The sequence below is a fragment of the Stenotrophomonas sp. Pemsol genome (genome assembly GCF_003586545.1).
In the GTDB taxonomy this organism is placed as follows: domain Bacteria; phylum Pseudomonadota; class Gammaproteobacteria; order Xanthomonadales; family Xanthomonadaceae; genus Stenotrophomonas; species Stenotrophomonas sepilia.
This window is the reverse complement of the sequence record NZ_CP025780.1, coordinates 2,224,515-2,241,161: the sequence shown is the minus strand read 5'-3', so window position 1 is coordinate 2,241,161 and position 16,647 is coordinate 2,224,515. Positions and strand designations below refer to the sequence as shown.

At 65.5% G+C, this 16,647-nt stretch carries 15 protein-coding genes; 9 read left to right on the top strand and 6 right to left on the bottom strand.

Annotated elements, in window-relative coordinates:
* Nucleotides 1–955 precede the first annotated feature (955 nt).
* From PEM_RS10470 to PEM_RS10455, 4 genes are all read left to right on the top strand, one after another.
* The gene (locus PEM_RS10470; RefSeq protein ID WP_111127286.1) at nt 956–1,969 is read left to right on the top strand and encodes a hypothetical protein; all 1,014 of its coding nucleotides are present in this window, start codon (nt 956–958) and stop codon (nt 1,967–1,969) included.
* A gap of 490 nt (nt 1,970–2,459) precedes the next feature.
* Nucleotides 2,460–2,996, top strand: coding sequence for a hypothetical protein (locus PEM_RS10465; RefSeq protein ID WP_072168087.1), 537 nt, complete (start codon nt 2,460–2,462; stop codon nt 2,994–2,996).
* Between the two features lie 57 nt (nt 2,997–3,053).
* Entirely contained in the window at nt 3,054–4,061 is a 1,008-nt protein-coding gene (locus tag PEM_RS10460) for an XVIPCD domain-containing protein (RefSeq protein WP_005417198.1), read from the top strand.
* A gap of 514 nt (nt 4,062–4,575) precedes the next feature.
* Nucleotides 4,576–5,421 (top strand): hypothetical protein, encoded by an 846-nt coding sequence (locus PEM_RS10455; RefSeq protein WP_240431541.1) that lies wholly within the window; start codon nt 4,576–4,578, stop codon nt 5,419–5,421.
* A 52-nt stretch (nt 5,422–5,473) separates the two neighbouring features.
* Here PEM_RS10455 and PEM_RS10450 read toward each other — a convergent pair whose 3' ends face one another.
* Genes PEM_RS10450 through PEM_RS10440 form a run of 3 tightly spaced genes read right to left on the bottom strand, consistent with a single transcriptional unit; the run spans nt 5,474 to nt 8,164 of the window.
* Entirely contained in the window at nt 5,474–6,799 is a 1,326-nt protein-coding gene (locus PEM_RS10450; protein ID WP_111174905.1) for an XVIPCD domain-containing protein, read from the bottom strand.
* Nucleotides 6,796–7,449, bottom strand: a complete 654-nt coding sequence (locus tag PEM_RS10445; RefSeq protein WP_111127280.1) for a hypothetical protein — start codon at nt 7,447–7,449, stop codon at nt 6,796–6,798. The genes PEM_RS10450 and PEM_RS10445 overlap by 4 nt, the downstream gene beginning before the upstream one ends.
* 43 nt (nt 7,450–7,492) lie before the next feature.
* A complete protein-coding gene (locus PEM_RS10440) occupies nt 7,493–8,164 on the bottom strand; it encodes a hypothetical protein (protein WP_111127278.1) in 672 nt (223 codons plus the stop codon).
* A 246-nt stretch (nt 8,165–8,410) separates the two neighbouring features.
* Here PEM_RS10440 and PEM_RS10435 point away from each other — a divergent pair, with 246 nt between their 5' ends.
* Nucleotides 8,411–8,917 (top strand): N-acetyltransferase, encoded by a 507-nt coding sequence (locus PEM_RS10435; RefSeq protein WP_111127276.1) that lies wholly within the window; start codon nt 8,411–8,413, stop codon nt 8,915–8,917.
* Nucleotides 8,918–8,951: 34 nt separating this feature from the next.
* On the opposite strand, the gene PEM_RS10430 is transcribed toward PEM_RS10435, so the two are convergent.
* Nucleotides 8,952–9,389 carry an acetyltransferase gene (locus PEM_RS10430; protein WP_053499819.1) on the bottom strand — a complete coding sequence of 146 codons (438 nt, stop codon included), beginning with the start codon at nt 9,387–9,389 and terminating at the stop codon, nt 8,952–8,954.
* A 184-nt stretch (nt 9,390–9,573) separates the two neighbouring features.
* On the opposite strand from PEM_RS10430, the gene tadA reads away from it, so the two are divergent.
* The 4 genes from tadA (at nt 9,574) to PEM_RS10410 (ending at nt 13,086) form a co-directional block, all read left to right on the top strand.
* The gene (gene tadA, locus PEM_RS10425) at nt 9,574–10,098 is read left to right on the top strand and encodes a tRNA adenosine(34) deaminase TadA (RefSeq protein ID WP_095377163.1); all 525 of its coding nucleotides are present in this window, start codon (nt 9,574–9,576) and stop codon (nt 10,096–10,098) included.
* Nucleotides 10,099–10,173: 75 nt separating this feature from the next.
* Nucleotides 10,174–10,746, top strand: coding sequence for an oligoribonuclease (orn, locus tag PEM_RS10420; RefSeq protein ID WP_053499815.1), 573 nt, complete (start codon nt 10,174–10,176; stop codon nt 10,744–10,746).
* 144 nt (nt 10,747–10,890) lie between these two features.
* Nucleotides 10,891–11,763: an EcsC family protein gene (locus PEM_RS10415; RefSeq protein WP_005417175.1), complete on the top strand. Its 873-nt coding sequence runs from the start codon at nt 10,891–10,893 to the stop codon at nt 11,761–11,763.
* Nucleotides 11,764–11,970: 207 nt separating this feature from the next.
* Nucleotides 11,971–13,086: an alkene reductase gene (locus PEM_RS10410; protein WP_119706101.1), complete on the top strand. Its 1,116-nt coding sequence runs from the start codon at nt 11,971–11,973 to the stop codon at nt 13,084–13,086.
* 131 nt (nt 13,087–13,217) lie between these two features.
* Here the strand turns inward: PEM_RS10410 and PEM_RS10405 are convergent, their stop codons facing one another.
* Both PEM_RS10405 and ppsA read right to left on the bottom strand, forming a co-directional pair.
* The gene (locus tag PEM_RS10405) at nt 13,218–14,123 is read right to left on the bottom strand and encodes a mechanosensitive ion channel domain-containing protein (RefSeq protein ID WP_119706100.1); all 906 of its coding nucleotides are present in this window, start codon (nt 14,121–14,123) and stop codon (nt 13,218–13,220) included.
* A gap of 145 nt (nt 14,124–14,268) precedes the next feature.
* On the bottom strand, nt 14,269–16,647 hold the full coding sequence (gene ppsA / locus PEM_RS10400; protein WP_005417171.1) for a phosphoenolpyruvate synthase: 2,379 nt from the start codon (nt 16,645–16,647) through the stop codon (nt 14,269–14,271).

Genomic DNA, 16,647 nt, shown 5'->3' with positions numbered 1-16,647 from the left:
TCCGTGAATACTGCAGTGGACATTGATACTGTGAGGGCCAACGCACTTCGCAGTTGCAGAGATACTGGTGGCGGTACCTGTGTGATCGCCTATTCGGAATGCTCAAAACCCGTTTTTCGTGAGTTTTAAGCGCACGTCTGCCAGGTGAAGATGCGGTTGTTTTTGAGTGTCTAGGATGATGAGTTTACATGCTCGGGTTCATTGTGGTGCTGGTCCTGGCGTGGTCAACTGCATCAAAATCCCATCTCGCTGATTGGCAATAGCTACGGAAGATTAGCTCAAGCCCTAGGGTTCGGCAGCGGCGTTGCCGATGTCGAATCTGGTGTGAGCCTCGCCGAGCCCGTGCTGAGATCGGACAGGGGGTTGAGGGTTGTGCCCCAATTCCAGATGCATCTTCGGGTGCGTCCGTAGATGTGCCTGCAGCGCCCACAGGCGAGTGGGTGACGCGGTGGGGAGCGATTGCTGAATCCGGTAGTTCTACGCTCGTTGGTACAAGCACGGGACAGCCCTCAAAGCTGGACGCGGAGCGACAAGCGATTACGAGGTGCCAAGCGGAAGGGGCAAAGGACTGCCGTGTGGCCATTAGTTACTACAATCAGTGCGTGGCGTATGTCGTCCCGTCCTCTGGCCGGGGCACAGGATCAATCACTTCCGCGGTGGATAAATCAACTGCCATAGCGCTGGCAAAAGAGAAGTGTACGGATGCACAGGGGGGGCGCTTGTGCCGTGGCCTACTCGGAGTGCTCACTGCCTGAATTTCACAGCTCCTGAGTTTGGTCGTGCATGCTTTGCCTTGCAGGTGTGGCGAAGCCATCGCGCTCCCTTTGTCTTCGCATCATGGATGCCATTCGGCATTGTGCTGAGGGTTGGCGTCGCTCGAGGCGACGCGCCAGGTCGAGCTATTAGGCGCCACCCGCGATGCCGCAAGTCTTCGCGCCATTGGAAGGAACGAATCATGCAGAATCCAGGCCGTGTTGCCTCACTGATTGGCGGACTGCTGTTCGCCTCGTCGACCCATGCGGCTGATAGCTGGGTCATCTTCACCGGTGGCGAAACGCCGAACCGCGAGGCATGGGTGGTCGATGCGCAAACGCTCGCCGACCGCTCGGATCTGGTCGGTTTTCTGCAGCGTGCCACGCCGGCAGAGCAGAACGCGTACCTTAAGCAGTTGCGCCGCAGGAAGCCGCCCAAGCCCGGTGAGCCCGTTGCTGGTCCGGAGCCGGTGTACGAGATCCAGGTCAATACCGTCTACGAGAACGCGACCAAACCGAATCGATTGGTCAGAAAGTACTGGGTGAACTGCTCACGGAACACCGTGGCCATCAGGACGAGTCTGATCCAGTGGCGCGATCGGCCAATGGAGAACGTCCCTCCGGATAAGTTCGAACCGCGAACCGAGGCGATTGCTCCTTGGCAGGTGCAACTGGTGCGTTTTGCCTGTCTCGTGGGGCCTGATCCCAAGGCCAAGGTGCCGGCGGAAATGATGAAGCGTGGCTTCCTTTCCATCGGTGACGTCGGGCAATCGCCTGTGGATTTCATCTGGGGCAGCCTGTGGAAGGACGGCAAGCGCCCAGAATTCACCTATCGGCCGACCGACGCTGAAATGGATCGTACTGTGCGTAGCCTGGAAGCGACTGTGGCGCGCGGCCAGAATGAAACCAGCAGAGCTCTGGATGAGTCGCGTCGCGCAGCGAACCGGGTGGGTCGCAACAATCTCATGGAGTTGTGGATCGGCAAGACAGAGCAGGAATTCGTGCGGACGTGGGGCCCACCGGATCGTGTGGAGATTGGGGCCGATGGTTCGCGCACCTTGTACCTGCATCGTGGCGAGCGTATGCAGGGATTGAATGCTTATGGGCATGTCGTCAGTGACGTCAACCATCGATGCGATATCACGGTGCTGACGATGGACGGCTACGTCCGTGACTACGCCACACAGGGGGCTACATGCGCGCAGCAGTTGCGCTGATTGTGATTGCTGGCTACGACGCGAGGCAGCAAAGCATGGGCGGCGTGTCGCGGCTAGCCGCACGGGCGGCGCAGGCTTTCCGTGCAACATCGCCTTAGCCGAATCAGGTCTTGTGTGGGGTCGCAGCGCATCCCCGCGGCGCCATCCACCGCGTGTCTGATTGTCGGATAAGCCACCATTCACGTTAACCGCGCTTTTTCTGTGATCAAGTGCGCTTTTCATCCCAAGCCCCCTTCGACGAGCCCCGCCTCCTCGAAGTAAGCTGCGTGCGCGTCAAAATCCCGACGCGCCGGTGCCATCGAACGCAGGAGCTTTTCCGTCCATGAGGACTGTGTCCCCCCGCGATGCGGGTGACGCTTGCCACCATCGCGGTTGCCGTGGGCTCGGGGCTATCATCCGCCATGGCGGCCGCAGGGCACGTGCGAGGCATCGCCCCGTTTCCGGCCTCCGCTCGGGAACTGGCAGGACGGGATTGAAGGAGTTGCAGGGGATGGAGAAGGGGAGTGGCGTACACATGGACAATGCCTTGGCGTTCGTTCCGTCCGGCGCGAACCTGCTGGAAGCCGTGCGCGGTGATCTGACCGGCAATGGTTTCCAGGACCAGCTGCTGGTGATCGACCAACCTCCTCCGGAGGGCTTGCTGCCCGGCGAGCACGGTCCCAACCGGGTGCTGTTGCTGCTGCTGGGCGACGCCACGGGTCGATGGCAGTTGGCGGCGCGCAACGACAAGCTGGTGCCGTGTTCCACCCGGGGAGGCATTGCCGGCGATCCCTTCGCGTACGTGACCATCGAGGATGGTGCGTTCAGTGTGATCACCAACGGCGGCAGTCGCGAACGCTGGAGCAGCGTCTACACGTTCCGGTATGCACCTGCCGAGCAGGCGTGCTGGGTGCATGGCGTGCAGCGCAAGGTGGTCGACACCGAGACCGAGGCCACCCATACGCGTGACTTCTCGGCCGCCGAACTTGGCCGGGTGCGGTTCGAGGATTTCGATCCGTCCGTCGTCGCCGACGTCAGCTTGCCCTGAGTGCCATGCCGGTGAGGAGGCGGGAGTATCCAACGATGATCGAGCAGGAGTTTCACCGTGTCGCAGGATAGGGAGTCGCAGCTGTTGCGGCAGGCCACGGAGGCCGGCATGACCTCGTCCCGGGAACTGGCCAACTTCATGGCGCAGGCCGGGCACGAGTCCCGTGGCCTGAGCCGGCTCAATGAAAGTTTCAACTTCACCCGGGGTATCTCGCAGATCCCGGTGGAAGCGGCGTGGCGCAATGGCAATGGTGCGCTTGAGAGCGCGCGCCAGGAGGCGCTGCGTGGGCGGCCGGAGAACCTGGCCGAACTGATGTATGGCGGGCGTATGGGCAATGACGCGCCTGGCGATGCGCTGAAGTATCACGGCCGCGGCTATCTGCCTCTGGTCGGCAAGGAGAATTACGAGCGTGCCGGCAAGGCGCTGGATCTGGACCTGGTGAATCACCCGGAACTGGCCGCGCAGCCCGAGCACGCAGGCCGCATTGCCGTGTGGCAGTGGCAGACGCGGGTGCCGGAAGCGGCGCGCGAGGACGTGCGCGAAGCGACGCGCGCGATCAATGGTGGCCTGAACGGCATCGAGGCCCGCCAGCAGCGATTCGAGGTGTGGCAGCAGAAGCTGACGCCTGATGTGATGGCGCGGCTGGAGCGGGGCGAAGTCGGGGCGCCGGCCCAGCAGGCCACCGTGCGCGACATGTCGCAGCCTGGCGCGCCGGGGCATGCCCTGTTCCAGGGCGCCCGCCACCATCTGCAGCAGATGGGACCACAAAGCGGTCTGCGCAGCGTGCAGGAACTGGACAATGCTGCCGGCGCACTGGCGCTGAGCGCGCAGAAGGCGGGGATGTCGCGCATCGATCATCTCCTGGCTGGCAACGACGGCCGCACGTTGTTTGCCGTGCAGGGCGCGCTGGGTGACCCGGCCATGCTGCGCGCTTCGGTCGAGCGCGAACAGGCGGCACAGCAGCCGCTGGCACAGAGCAGCCAGCAGTTGGCCGCCAGTGTCGCCCAGCAGGACCCCGCGGCCGCGCTCGCCCGCGAGCAGGAGCAGCGCTCTCGATCCCTGTAGCACCTGATGCCGGCGGGCAGAGTGCCCGCAGGCGCTTTACGTACGACGCGTGGCGCCCAGTGGCGCCGACATGGAAACCCACTCGTAAGGACACCACATGCGAATCGTTCCCTCGAATACCCGGCACGCCGCTGCCCGCTGCACTGCATCCGTGCGCCGCTTGCCGGCGGTCTGGCTGCTGTCACTTGGACTTGCCGCAGCGTCGGCACAGGCTCAGGAGACAGCGGCACCCGCCGTGGAGACGCCCCCCGCTGCAGATGCAATCGTTGAGGCGCCTGCAGGGGCGGCGCCCGTTGCAGCGCCCACGGCGGCCGACGCCGTTGTCGCGGCGCCGGCTCCCGAAGTACCGGCTGCCGTGACACCCCCTGCGACACCGGTGGTGGACACGCAGCCGGCGTCGGCTGCGGACCCGGCGCCCGTTGCGCCCGCAGCGGCGGCGCCTGTGGCTGCACCGCCTGCCGCCGTCGAGCCAACCGTTCCCGCGGTAGCCCCCGCTCCGTCGGCATTGGCCATCGTGCCGTTGCCGCCAGAGCAGGCGACCGAGCGGGCGCTCGGTGCCCGCTGCCCGGTGGATCTGGCCGGGCGGCTGGCGACCCAGGGCGACCTGCTGATTGGCGCCTGCCAGGGCACCATGCCGACGCATCTGGCCGCGTTGCTGGTCGCGCTGCCCGCGCAGGACATCCACCTTCCGCGCAGCTGGCGCGAGCGTGAGGTGCGGCAGAAGGCCTGGTTCAAGGCTGTGCCGGGCTATGGCCAGCGCCCGGACTTCATCGTGCGGATGGGCGACATCTGGGTGCGTTCGCTGGAAGGGCGCGACGCCGACAGCACGTTCTATCTGGTGTCGGCGCCGTTCACCTGCAGCGACCAGGTCGCCAACCGTGATGAGTACGGCGCGGAGCCGGTTCGTGTGCCAGCGGGTGATTGCCGCGAGGCTTATGTAGCCCAGCGTGTGTACCAGGTCCGCGGGGATGCGGCGCCGAGGGATGTGACCGCCGATGCCATGCCGACGATGCCCCCGGTCACGGAGGCCGATCGTGCGCGCCAGCTGTCGCGTGAGGGCCGGATCAGCCTGGACCACAGCAAGCTGCAGTACGGCCCGGCCATGCGTTGGTTCGTGCAATACCCGGAGTCGGCGCAGAAGGGTGGTCCGCGCGCCTACAGTGACTGGAACCGTGAGCACATCGCGTTCGTGGTCTGGACCGGTGATCGCTTCGAGCTGCGCGAGAAGGTCGCGCGCGCGCAGTGGCCCTGTGACCCGGTGGCACCCGGCGATCGCGCCTGTGGCGGATTCCCGGATTCCGGGCCCGATCTGTTCGTGACGGCCGCAGCATCCGTGCCAATGGCAGCGTCCGGCCCCTGAGTCGGAGTCTCGAAGTGATGCGGGAGCCGGGCTGACCGGCTCCCGCGCTGCATCAGGCCTGCAGGCTGCGGGTCTGGTTCCGCTGCTGTTCCAGCTGCTGGTCGCGCTCCAGCGTAACGCGCTGGTCGGCGGCCTGCTGGTCGATGCGCTGGCTGCTCTGTTCCAGCGGGGTGTTCATCGCCACTGCCGTATCGACCGATACGCGAAGGTGGGCGGGGTCGCCGCCCTGGCCCTGCACGGCGAAGCTGCGCGAGGCATCGGCATTCATGACCACTTCGTCGATGCGCTTGCCGCCTGCTGCGTGCATTTCGGCGGCCAGGCTGCCTGCCAGTTGCGTGCTCATCACGTCTGGTACCCGGCCGACGCGGACATCCTGCGCGTGCACGCCACGGATCGCGTCGTTGAACAGTGGGTTGCCCACATGGTTGGCATCGTCCATTCGCAGCATGCTGGTGTGATGGCCGTTCTTCTCCGCTTCGCGGCGTGCCGGCTCACCGGGCTGCAGCGGGCCGCGGATGTGGTCGTACAGGTCGACGGCGCCGCCTGGAATGCCCCGCGCCGCACGGGTGATACCGCTGCGCAGCGATTCCAGGTTGTCGCGGTACTCCTCGATCATCCTGGCGTTGTCTTTCGCCAGCGTCTGGGTTTCCGGGTGCTTCAGCACCGAGCCTTGATCGAGGAAGTTACCCAGTTTGTGGGAGCCCAAAGAACTGGCTGCCGCGATGACCGGGTAGTCTGGAATCAGGGCGCGCAACGAGTGGTTGCTGAAACCGGCAGCAGACAGCGTCCTGATCTCCTCCGGCTTGGCATAGATGCGCACCTGGCCGAAGTGCGGCGAGGCGGCGCTGACCGGATCGGAGGCCATGACATGATTGATCATGGTGTTGCCGCCTTCCGGGATGCGGTAGCCGAGGCTGACCGCGCCGTAGGCGTTGAAGGTCTCACCCTTGATGTTGAAGTGATGCGAGGTAATCTGGGCCAGGGCGCCGCCGAGGGAGTGACCGGTGACGGTGACCTCAGGAGCACGGCCTCCAAAGGCGGCGTCCTGCTTCGCGTAATCCAGTGCACTCTTGGTCAAAGCAATGGCATCGGGCGCTTGCACATTGGTGCGGGCGACGACCATGCCGCCGTCGGTCAGGATGGCATCACGAGCTATCTGCTCGGTGCCGCGATGAGCGACCACGATCTCGTTGGTGTCGGCTCGCTGATAAACCGTGCCTTGGTAACCATTGAGCCGATTATTGACGTGATCGAGAATCTTGTATTCATGCCCGTTGATCGTGACGAGCTCTTCTTCCCCCGGACGCCTCCGGCCGACAGCGCGATCCTTGTAGGCATCGTCGGAAAGCGCCGCATAATCCTGCGTGCTGATGGTCATGGGTTGACCTCGCTGGCGCTGAGACTCATCGTGAACAACTTGCCCTGAAGTTCAGCAACGTAGTCAGCCGGGTCAGCCTTGCCGGTGGCCGGATAGTTGGCAGCAAGTGGTGCCCGCGGATAGGCTGCGTCCGGATAGTAAAGCGTGTGGGTCTTGCCTTCAGTCAGCGGTTCCGCCTTGACGAAAGTCAGGAAACGGGTCTCTTCTTCAGCACCCGTTGCCTTCAGCATTGCCCCGGCGCCGGTGAACTCCCACTTGCACACGCCACGACCGTAGTAGTCTTCATCCAGCATGCGGTCCGCATACAGCGTGCCGCGGTACTCGCCATCAGCGACCTTGCGCAGTTCCACCGGCTCCTGGCTGGTGATGCGAGCAGCCGTGCCGGTGGCCGGCTCGATGTGGCCGCACTGGTCTTCGTTGGTGACGTCGTACTGGGCCACGCCTTCAACCACAGCGAAATCACCCGGGGCGTCCTTCAGGCGCAGCACCAGTTCATAGGCCTTGCGCGGGCTGGGGTTGAGCTTGGCGAGGCCGCGCCCACCCTGGGCGACATCGGCTTCAGCAGCGGCACGTTCCTGGTTCATGGCGGTCTCCGGATGGCAGGCGGTCAACAGAAGCAGAGCAAGGCACGGAATCATCTTGTGGCGCAATGTCGGCCTCCTGGTGTGTAGGGGGAAATGTGGCACTGGCAGTTCATGGCACAAGCCTCTGCACAGTGGTGGTGGTTGAGAACAGCGCATTGCGCAGCTCTTCCCTGTACGCCGAAGGATCTTCCTTGCCACTTGCTCCGTATCCGGTGATCTCTTCGATCCGCGGGTAGTCGGCGCGTGGGTAGTACCGCGTCAACTGGCTCCCCGCGTCCATGCGCTTCTTGTCGATGAACGTCAGGAATCGCGTATCAGCTTCGCCGGTCGTGGCACGCAACATCGCGCCAACACCGGTCAGTGTCCAGTGGCAGGTACCGCGATCGTAATAGTCCTGGTCCTGCATGCGGTCGAGGTAGAACGTACCGCGATATTCGTTCTCGCCCGTCCTGCGCAGTTCCACCGGTTCCTGGCTGGTGATGCGGCTGGCCGTGCCGGTGGACCAGATGACCCGCCCGCAGTCTTCGTAGTTGCTGACGTCATACTGGGCCACGCCCTCCACGATCGCGAACGGGCCCGGCGCGTCCTTCAGTGTCAGCACCAGTTCGTAGGCCTGCTTCGGCGCCGGGTTGAGTTTGGCCAGGCCGCGTCCACCCGCGGCGACGTCACGCTCGGCGTCGGCGTAGGGCGAACATGCCGCCAGCGGGACGAGGGCGAGCAATGCCAGGAGCGGCCGCCCCCTGGGTTCGGGGCGAGCTACACGCATGGCGCGAGCCTGCATCGTGCGTCCATGTCCATCTATCCTTCCTGGGTGGCAGGTTTCTCGATTATGGAACGTGCCGGGAGCGCTGTGCCACCCTTGGAGACGGATTTTTGACGCCCCGGCGAGGCATTGCCCGGGCGGATCGCTTGCCGCACAAGGCTCGCGATCATCACGTTGGCATTGCTGCCGGAGGCAGGTCTGCTGCTGAATCCGTGACTGAAATCAATCATTCACATGTCCATCACTTCATTGAAGGCGCCCTCCTTGAACTGCACGATCCGCCCTGAAATCCGCGAAGACCGCGCTGTCATCCACGCACTCACCGAGGCAGCCTTCCGCGAAGCCCCGCACAGCAGCCACACCGAGCAGTTCATTGTGGATGCACTGCGTTCGCGTGGAGAGCTGAGTCTCTCGCTGGTCGCCGAGAAGGACGGGCAGGTCGTCGGGCATGTTGCCTTGTCGCCGGTGACGATCAGCGATGGCAGTACGGGCTGGTTTGGCCTGGGACCAATCTCGGTGCTGCCCGGATGGCAGGGGCAGGGCATTGGCGCGGCGCTGATGCATGCGGCGCTTGATGCACTGCGTGAGCAGGCGGCGCAGGGCTGCGTATTGCTGGGAGAACCCGCGTACTACGGTCGATTCGGATTCCGCGCCGAGCCGGGCCTGGTGCTGCCGGGTGTTCCGCCAGAGTACTTCCAGGCGCTGCACCTGAGGCCGTCGATGGCGCAGGGAGAGGTGCAGTACTCACCGGCATTCGAAGCCACGGCCTGATGATCGGGGGCGGGCCTCGAATATCCGTCCAATGTCAGCCGTTGTGCCGGAGATGGATCAGGGGATACGGACGGCCCTGCGAATCGAGCGGTGAGCGGCCGGTTTCGACGAAGCCCATGCGCAGGTAGAAGCCAACGGCCTGTGCGTTCTGCTCATTGACGTCGGTACTCAGCTGCGGATGCCGGGCCAGCGCGTGCTGCAGCAGTTGCCGGCCGATACCAGTGCCGCGCACGTCCGGATCGATGAACAGCGCTTCCATGTGCGTGCCGTCGATCAGCATGAAGCCCAGTGGCCGATCCTGTGCATCGACCGCAACGGTCATCGGCGCCTGCGGCAGGAAGCTGGCGACTTCGGCATCGATGGCCTGGCGGTCTTCGGCGCTGAGGAAGTCGTGGGTGGCGTCGACGGCACGGCGCCAGAGGTCGACGAGGGCGGCGCCGTCATCGGCGCGCGAGGGACGGAGGGTGGTCATGGGTTCACCAAGGTGCTTGCGGAAGGGCTCAGTATGAGGCCTGCAGCCTGGCTTCAGCGCGCTCGCTGCTTGGACCGCCGGTCGCGCGCAATGGCACCGCCGATACCCGCGCCGCCTGCACGGCCGCGGGCGTACAATGCGGCCCCGGCGGCCATCCTGGCCCTGCAGACACGCGAGAACCGCCATGACCGATGCCCTGGGTGTACCGGTGCACGACGCCGATGAACACTGGATGCGCCATGCGCTGGCGCTGGCCGAGCGTGCGCAGCGCGAGTTCGACGAGATTCCGGTCGGTGCGGTACTGGTGGGCGCCGATGGCCAGCTGCTGGGCGAGGGCTGGAACCTCAACATCGCCTCGCACGATCCCAGTGCGCATGCCGAGATCGTGGCCATGCGCGCCGGCGGCACGCGGCTGGCCAATCATCGGCTGCTCGGCAGCACCCTGTACGTGACCCTCGAACCCTGCGCGATGTGCGCGATGGCCATCGTGCATGCACGCGTCGCCCGCTTGGTCTACGGCGCCAGCGACCCCAAGACCGGCGCCTGCGGCAGCGTGTTCGACCTGCTGGGTGATGCCCGGCACAATCACCGGGTGGAAATCCACGGTGGGGTGCTGGCCAAGGAGGCCAGCATGCGCCTGACCAATTATTTCCGCGCCAAGCGCGGCAAGCCGCCGTTGCTGCTGGAAGACCATGCGGCCGAGGGCTGAGGGGCGAACGGGTATGATGGGCGCCTCTTTCCTTCACCGGTAGGCCGCGCGCCTGCCCAGCAACGAGGCGACACAATGGCGGACACCGGCGCGGCCAACGAGCGACTGATCTGGATCGACCTGGAGATGACCGGGTTGGATACCGACAACGATTCGATCATCGAGATCGCCACCGTGGTCACCGATGCCCAGCTCAATGTGCTGGCTGAAGGCCCCGAGTTTGCCATCCACCATCCGCTGGAAACGCTGGAAGCGATGGATGAGTGGAACCGCAACCAGCACCGTCGTTCCGGCCTGTGGCAGCGCGTGGTGGACAGCACCACCACCCTGGGCCAGGCCGAAGCGCAGACGGTGAACTTCCTGGCGCAGTGGATTCCGGCCGGTCTTTCGCCGATGTGCGGCAACTCGATCTGCCAGGATCGCCGCTTCCTGCACCGCCAGATGCCGAGGCTGGAGAAGTACTTCCACTACCGCAACCTGGACGTGTCCACGGTGAAGGAACTGGCCAAGCGCTGGGCGCCGAGCGTGGCCGCCGGCGTCGGCAAGAACAGCAACCATACCGCGTTGAGCGATGTGCACGATTCGATCGCCGAGCTGCGCCACTACCGCCAGTTCATGGGCGCGCTGTCGGGGTTGCCGGCTGCCTGAACGACGCCGTCGGGCATGGCCCGGCGCTACCGGGTGACACACCAACGGGTAGTGCCGGCCGCTGGCCGGCAAGGCGCGGGATCCGCGCCTTACTGTCGTGACCCGCGACGAACCGTTCAACTTCCGGGCGCTAAGATCGGCGCCATGAACGAGCCCATCCTGCTTCCCCGCGACATCGCCCATGACGCCCGCGACTGGTCCGACCTGCAGCGCGCGGTGGCGCTGCTGGAAGCGCCGACCCTGACCGCGCGCATGGCCAACCTGGTCGGCACGCCGCTGGAATTCGCGGTGAAGGCGCTGCCCAGCTCGGTCTCCAACCGCATCCACGGTGCGGTGCAGGCGGCACTGTCCAAGTCGGCGCAGGCAGCCCTGTGGAGCATGGACAACTCGCCCGGCAAGGGAGCGTCGACCCGCTGGCACAAACTGGCGGCAGCCACCTCCGGTGCGGTCGGCGGCGCCTTCGGCTTTGCCGCCCTGCTCATCGAGTTGCCGGTGTCGACCACGATCATGATGCGTGCTGTGGCCGACGTCGCCCGCAGCGAGGGGTTTGACCTGTCCGAGTTCAGCACCCGCCAGGCGTGCCTGGAAGTGTTCGCGCTGGGCGGCAACTCGCCGCGTGATGACGCCAGCGAGACGGGCTATTACCTGGCCCGCGGCTTCACCACCGACGTGATGCGCCACCTGTCGGCCGAGCTGGCCGGGCGGGTGGTGACCGGCCGCGACCTGACGCTGGGCGTGGCGCCGAAGGAAGCCGGCAAGCTGCTGGCGAAGATGGTGGAGAAGGTGGCGGCGCGCTTCGGTGTGGTTGTTACCGAGAAATTCGCTGCGCAGGCGGTGCCGATCGTTGGTGCGGCCGCGGGTGCAACACTGAATACCATGTTCACCGATTACTACCAGGACATGGCGCGTGGTCACTTCATCGTGCGCCGGCTGGAGTTGAAGTATGGGGAAGATGTGGTGCGCGCCTGCTATGACCGCGTGGCGCATGGCGGCGTGCTGATCGAACCCACGCTGTAACCGGCTTCGCGGTCGGAGCCCTTTGCGTTGCAAAGGGACCCGCCCCCGGTTGCGCGCGGGGCCGGATCCCGTTCCGCAGGAAGGGGTTCTGCCCCCCGGCTGGCCATCCTTGCCTTCGGGGAACAATTGTTTTGCCAGTGCATGCCTGTTGCCTGGCAGCTGGCATCCCCATCCTTTGCGGCAGTCCCCCCGCAAGAGATCGCCGCCATGTTGTTCACTCCCCACCGCTTGGGCGCCTTGACCCTGCCCAACCGCATCGTGATGCCGCCGATGACCCGCTCGCGTGCCGCCGACGGCAACGTCGCCACCGCGGACATGGCCGCCTACTACGCCCAACGCGCCAGTGCCGGCCTGATCGTCAGCGAGGGCACCCAGATCAGCCCGCAGGGCCAGGGCTATGCCTGGACCCCGGGCATCCACAGCCCGGAACAGGTGCAGGGCTGGCGTCGGGTGACCGATGCGGTGCACGCTGCCGGTGGTCGCATCTACGCCCAGCTGTGGCATGTCGGCCGGGTCTCGCACGTGGCGCTGCAGCCGGGTGGCGCCGCGCCGGTGTCGTCGTCGGCGTTGTTGGCGGAAGGCGTGAAGGTGTTTGTCGACCCGACCGGGGCAGGTCCCGAAGCCGGGGTGGGCGAAATGATCCAGCATTCGATGCCGCGCGCGCTGCGCGAAGACGAGATTCCCGGCATCGTCGCCGACTACGCCCAGGCGGCACGCAACGCGCTGGACGCAGGCTTCGATGGCGTGGAGTTGCACGGTGCCAATGGCTACCTGATCAACCAGTTCATCGACTCGCAGGCCAACCAGCGCACCGACGGCTATGGCGGCGCGTTGCAGAACCGCCTGCGGTTCCTGCGCGAGGTGGTGCAGGCGGTGGTTGCGGTGGTCGGTGGTGATCGCGTCGGCGTGCGCCTGGCGCCACTGATCACGTTGCAGGGTGCGGTGGACGATACGCCGCAGGCCACCTATCTGGCCGCGGCGCACCTGCTGGGTGAGCTGGGCGTGGGTTACCTGCATATCGCCGAAGCTGACTGGGACGATGCACCGCTGATGCCGGTGGCGTTCAAGCAGGCGCTGCGCATGGTCTACCCGGGCACGCTGATCTACGCCGGCAAGTACACCGCCGAGCGCGCCGAGCAGGCACTGGCTGAAGGCTGGGCCGACTTGATCGGCTTCGGTCGCCCGTTCATCGCCAACCCGGACCTGCCGGAGCGACTGCGTACCGGTGCGGCGCTGAATCCGCCGGATCGTGCGACATTCTTTGGCGGTGGCGCGGCGGGCTTCACCGATTATCCGACGCTGGAAGAGAGCGTCGCGGCCTGATCCTGGACGCTGCCGGCCAGCGGCCGGCACTACCGGTGCATGGAGATGGGTGGGTGCCGGCCAGCGGCCGGCACTACCAGGGGGCGCGGGGCAGGGTAGTGCCGGCCGCTGGCCGGCATTTCTGTTTGGGATCAGGGCTTGTCGCGCACCAGCGCGTCAGCCTCTATCACCCCGCCATCCTTTCCATGCAGGTACAGGTGCATGTCCTGCTGCGGATACGGGATGTTGATGCCGGCCTTGTCATAGCCCAGCTTCAGCTGCTCCAGCAGCGTGACCTTGGTGCCGAACCAGTCGGCCGACTTCACGTAGCAGCGGATGCCCAGGTTGATGGCGTGCGCGCCCAGCTCATACACCACCACGTCCGGTGCCGGTGTCTGCAGCACGCGTGGGTCGGCCTTCATCAACGCCAGCGCGGTATCGCGCGCCAGCTGGATGTTGTCCTCGTAGCCGATGCCGATCACCAGTTCGACGCGGCGGGTCGGTTCGGCGGTGAGGTTGATGATCGGTGCGGCGGTGATCAGCGTGTTCGGAATGGTGGTGTGCTGGTTGTCGGCACCGGTGATGACGGTCTGGAAAATGCGCACTTCGCGCACCGTGCCGGTCTGTCCGGCAACGGTGACCACGTCGCCGACGCGGAACGGCCGCAGTGTCACCAGCATCACGCCCGAGGCGATGTTGGACAGCGAATCCTTCAGGGCAAGGCCAACGGCCAGGCCGGCGGTACCAAGCACGGCCAGCAACGGGGTGATCTGCACGCCCAGCGTGCCGATGGCCAGCACCACCACGATCACCAGCGATGCGGCGTACACCACGTTGCGCAGGAAGCTGCCCAGCATCGGGTCCACGCCCATGCGCGCTGTGGCGCGCGGCATCGCGTTGGACAGGCGACGCGCCACCCACAGGCCCACGAGCAGCACCACGATGGCGGCCAGTAACGGCACACCGTAGGTTTCCAGCAGGCGCTCCCAGTTGAGCGAGTGGAACCAGGGCGTTGCGGCGGGGGCGGGGGCGGGGGTGGGAGGTGCGGCGGCGATCATGCGGAAGTCCTTTGCTGCGTAGCGATGTCTGCGTGGGGCCGGGCGTGCGTGGACGCCAGAAACAGCAAGCCCCGCAGAGGCGGGGCTTGCGTGCAGCAGCAGTATGGGCGGACGTCGATGAAAGCGACGTCAGCCCATCACGGCATCAGCCGTTGGCCTTCAGCTTGGCCAGGCGCAGCCAGGTATCCACCACGGTGTCCGGGTTCAGCGACACCGACTCGATGCCTTCCTGCATCAGCCATTCGGCCAGATCCGGGTGATCGGACGGGCCCTGGCCGCAGATGCCAACGTACTTGCCCTTGGCACGTGCTGCCTTGATCGCCATCGACAGCAGCTTCTTCACTGCCGGGTTACGTTCGTCGAACAGGTGCGCGACGATCGACGAGTCGCGGTCCAGGCCCAGGCTCAGCTGGGTCAGGTCGTTGGAGCCGATCGAGAAGCCGTCGAAGATCTCCAGGAACTCATCGGCGAGCAGTGCGTTGGACGGCACTTCGCACATCATGATGATCTTCAGGCCGTTCTCGCCCTGCTTCAGGCCGTTCTGTTCCAGCACCTCGATGACCTTGCGGCCTTCTTCCAGGGTGCGCACGAACGGAATCATGACCCACAGGTTGTCCAGGCCCATTTCGTTGCGCACGCGCAGCACGGCCTTGCACTCCAGCGCGAAGGCGGCCGAGAAGCTCGGATCGACGTAACGGCTGGCGCCGCGGAAGCCGATCATCGGGTTCTCTTCGTGCGGCTCGTAGTTGCTGCCGCCGATCAGGTTGGCGTACTCGTTGGACTTGAAGTCCGACAGGCGCACGATCACGGCGTTCGGGGCGACCGAGGCGGTGAGGGTGGCGATGCCTTCGGCCAGGCGGTCGACGTAGAAGCTGACCGGATCACCGTAGCCGGCGATCTTCTCGTCGATCTTCTTCTTGGTAGCGGCGTCCTGGCGGTCGTATTCCAGCAGCGCATTCGGATGGATGCCGATGTGGCTGGCGATGATCATTTCCAGGCGGGCCAGGCCGATGCCGGCGTTCGGCAGCTGGCCGAAGTCGAAGGCACGTTCCGGGTTGGCCACGTTCATCATGATCTTCAGCGGCGCCGGCGGCATGTTGCCCAGATCGGTGGTGGTGCGTTCAAAGCCGAGCTTGCCTTCGTAGATGAAGCCGGTATCGCCTTCAGCGCAGCTGACGGTGACCAGCTGGCCATCTTCGATGACCTGGGTCGCGTTGCCCGAACCGACCACGGCCGGCACGCCCAGCTCGCGCGCGATGATCGCGGCGTGGCAGGTGCGGCCACCGCGGTTGGTGACGATGGCCGAGGCGCGCTTCATCACCGGTTCCCAATCCGGATCGGTCATGTCGGCGATCAGCACGTCGCCCGGCTGCACGCGGTTCATGTCGTCCAGCGTCTTCACCACGCGGGCTACGCCCGAACCAATCTTGGCGCCGACGGCACGGCCCTCGGCCAGCACCTTGCCGCCCTTCTCGGTCAGCGCGAAGCGCTCGATCTGGGTGGCGTGGCTGCGCGACTTCACCGTTTCCGGGCGCGCCTGCACGATGAACAGCTTGCCGCTGACACCGTCCTTGGCCCACTCGATGTCCATTGGGCGGCCGTAGTGCTTTTCGATGACCAGCGCCTGCTTGGCCAGTTCCTGCACGTCCTCGTCGCTGATCGAGAAGGTGGTGCGCAGTTCGGCCGGCGTGTCTTCGATACGGACGCGCTCACCGGGGACATCCGAATACACCATGCGGATCGCCTTGCTGCCGAGCGAGCGGCGCAGGATCGCCGGCTTGCCGGCCTGCAGGGTGGGCTTGTAGACGTAGTATTCGTCCGGATTGACCGCGCCCTGCACGACCATCTCGCCCAGGCCGAACGAGGAGGTGACGAACACCACGTCGCGGAAGCCGGACTCGGTGTCCAGGGTGAACAGTACGCCGGAGGAACCGACGCCCGAACGCACCATCAGCTGCACGCCGGCGGACAGGAACACGTCCTCATGCTTGAAGCCGTGGTGCACGCGGTAGGCGATGGCGCGGTCGTTGTACAGCGAGGCGAACACTTCCTTGACCTTGTGCACGACGTCGTCGGCACCGGTCACGTTGAGGAAGGTTTCCTGCTGGCCGGCGAAGGACGCATCCGGCAGATCCTCGGCAGTGGCAGACGAACGCACGGCCACGGCCACGTCGCCGCCGCCATTCTCGGCGCTCAGCTTGGCGTAGGCGGTGCGGATGTCCTGGTCCAGCTGCGGCTGCAGCGGGGCGTCGATTACCCAGCCGCGGATTTCCTTGCCGGCGGCGGTCAGCGCGTTGACGTCCTCGACGTCCAGCGTGGCCAGCCTGTCGAAAATGCGCTTGGACAGGTCGTTGTGCGCGATGAAGTCCTTGAAGGCTTCAGCGGTGGTGGCATAACCGCCCGGCACCGAAACGCCCAGACCGGCCAGGTTGCCGATCATCTCGCCCAGGGACGAATTCTTGCCGCCTACGCGGGCCAGATCGGCCAGACGCAGTTCGTGCAACCACAGGATGTTCTCGTTCAA

Coding starts and splice junctions, on each gene's coding strand:
- PEM_RS10470 (WP_111127286.1), top strand. CDS start 956: ATGCAGAATCCAGGCCGTGTTGCCTCACTGATTGGCGGACTGCTGTTC.
- PEM_RS10450 (WP_111174905.1), bottom strand. CDS start 6,799: ATGACCATCAGCACGCAGGATTATGCGGCGCTTTCCGACGATGCCTAC.
- tadA (WP_095377163.1), top strand. CDS start 9,574: ATGACCGATGCCCTGGGTGTACCGGTGCACGACGCCGATGAACACTGG.
- PEM_RS10410 (WP_119706101.1), top strand. CDS start 11,971: ATGTTGTTCACTCCCCACCGCTTGGGCGCCTTGACCCTGCCCAACCGC.
- orn (WP_053499815.1), top strand. CDS start 10,174: ATGGCGGACACCGGCGCGGCCAACGAGCGACTGATCTGGATCGACCTG.
- PEM_RS10415 (WP_005417175.1), top strand. CDS start 10,891: ATGAACGAGCCCATCCTGCTTCCCCGCGACATCGCCCATGACGCCCGC.
- PEM_RS10465 (WP_072168087.1), top strand. CDS start 2,460: ATGGAGAAGGGGAGTGGCGTACACATGGACAATGCCTTGGCGTTCGTT.
- PEM_RS10430 (WP_053499819.1), bottom strand. CDS start 9,389: ATGACCACCCTCCGTCCCTCGCGCGCCGATGACGGCGCCGCCCTCGTC.
- PEM_RS10440 (WP_111127278.1), bottom strand. CDS start 8,164: ATGCAGGCTCGCGCCATGCGTGTAGCTCGCCCCGAACCCAGGGGGCGG.
- PEM_RS10405 (WP_119706100.1), bottom strand. CDS start 14,123: ATGATCGCCGCCGCACCTCCCACCCCCGCCCCCGCCCCCGCCGCAACG.